This window comes from Bacteroides sp. 1_1_30, from assembly GCF_020982715.1.
GTDB classification, from domain to species: domain Bacteria; phylum Bacteroidota; class Bacteroidia; order Bacteroidales; family Bacteroidaceae; genus Bacteroides; species Bacteroides xylanisolvens.
The window spans coordinates 1-1,880 of record NZ_JAJKHN010000193.1 but is presented as its reverse complement, the minus strand read 5'-3'; the positions used below and the strand labels follow the sequence as shown (position 1 = coordinate 1,880).

Genomic DNA, 1,880 nt, shown 5'->3' with positions numbered 1-1,880 from the left:
TGATGAGTCGGACGCAGAAATTGAATGGATTGGTCGCTGCTTCGCTCAGATTAAAAACATTAAACGACAATCCCTATTTATTACAACTACAAACTCACTTCCATGTTTTAATTGGTGGTAGGAGATCCATAAAAGAAATATCTATGTCTACATTTTATAATAGTGAGCGACTTAAGTATAACCAAATGAACTATAACAATGATGTAGAATTGGATAATTTTTGTTCTCAATGTTTGTTGGTTATTAATGCTGTTGGACCTTCATTTAAAATAAATGACAAGATTGCCTTACATGCATTAAGAAATAATTGCCACTACATCGATATAGGAGGATATGGCATTTTGCGTGATTTATTAAAACCATATGAAAAAAGCATTGAAGCTCAGAAACTTTGCTTTATTATAGGTGTTGGTTGGATGCCTGGTATTTCAGGCGTATTTTCTAAAACTATTATAGAGACTCATTTAAACAGCCCAGAAAATACTAATTTTAATATCTATTATGGTGCTGTTGATAATTGGTCATATAGTTCAACTTATGATCTGGCAGCATCATCTATGGGAAAAACACGTTCCTATGTTTATTCTCATGGAAAGGAAATACAGGTGTCTCCTTTTCGATATACACATCACAAATTTTTTCCTTTCATTGGACATAAAAAAATATGTATGCCATCATTTGACGAACAATTAACTCAATTGGCTACTTCTTTAAAACAAATAAGAAAGATATCAACATTCATTATGCTAAATGACTATATCTCAATGGGGAAGTTTATGTTTATAAAGATCTTTTATAAACATAATTTAAATAAAGCAACACTTATGTTGCAAGATGATTATCAACGTCTCGTTAAGAAAGAGAATAAGTGGGGAAGTGTAATTTGTCAAGTTTCTAAAATAGAGCCAGAAAGAAAGATAGATACCTTTTACTATTTATATACAAAAAATAATTTATTATATACTGCATTACCTGCTGTTATTACTACTCAATACATTTTAGAAGGTAAAACAAAAATAGGATTAAATTGTCTTTGTGACTCTTTGAATTGCCAATCTTTTATGTCGGATTTAGACTTTTACGGAATAAAATATTCATATTATGAACATAAAAATTAAAAAGAAAATTCTTGTGTGTATGTTGTGGTTATGTGCCATAGCATGTTTCACTGGTTTTCCCTGGATATTTTTCTCATGGGATGTAATTCACTCTTACATGGGAATCCATGATATACCATCAGACTTGACAATTGTCTTGTTTCGAGAAGAATGTTTGTTCTTCGGTTTTTTCTGTATTTATTTTCTCTTTCTTAGAAATATCGAAAAATATAAAGGACTTATTAGCTTCTGTTCTTTCTTAGTCGCATTTATGGGTGGTTTTATGTACTTGCTAAAACTTCAAACAGGGATTGTACATATATCATCAGATTATGAACCTTTTATTTGGCTTATAATTGGAAGTTTCATATTTTATTTAAATCATAGTATTAATGGTATAGCACCAAAGAAACAAAAACTTCCCGTTTTAAGTTGTTTATTCCAAGTGCAGGCAGGAGTATTGCTATTGAACATTGTAAATATTTTAGTCCCCGAACAGACTTGGGAAATAATGTTCAATATTTCTTATTCTACAGTTTCACCTTATGATAAATATACATTTGGAATGATAAGTGGTTTTACTGCTTTCTCTTCTATTATTATATATTATATCAGTAATAGGATTCTTTTTTTTATGAATTTATCTAAAGCGATTCTCATTTTCTCTTTTCTTTATTTCTTAGGTTTCTTTGTGTGGGGAAACTTTAGTGAGTTGTATAAACCTCTATTTATTTTATATGTAGTATTAGTTGAGATTTTAAAAATTGTAGGAATTAATTATAT

At 29.5% G+C, this 1,880-nt stretch carries 2 protein-coding genes; both read left to right on the top strand.

Translation table 11 applies throughout. The features are described from left to right. Positions 1 to 2 precede the first annotated feature (2 nt). Positions 3 to 1,118 (top strand): dehydrogenase, encoded by a 1,116-nt coding sequence (locus LPH68_RS26105; protein WP_230297262.1) that lies wholly within the window; start codon positions 3 to 5, stop codon positions 1,116 to 1,118. Beyond that, positions 1,102 to 1,880 (top strand): hypothetical protein (locus LPH68_RS26100; RefSeq protein ID WP_230297261.1); only part of this gene is annotated, 779 nt, incomplete at its 3' end. The genes LPH68_RS26105 and LPH68_RS26100, both read left to right, overlap by 17 nt.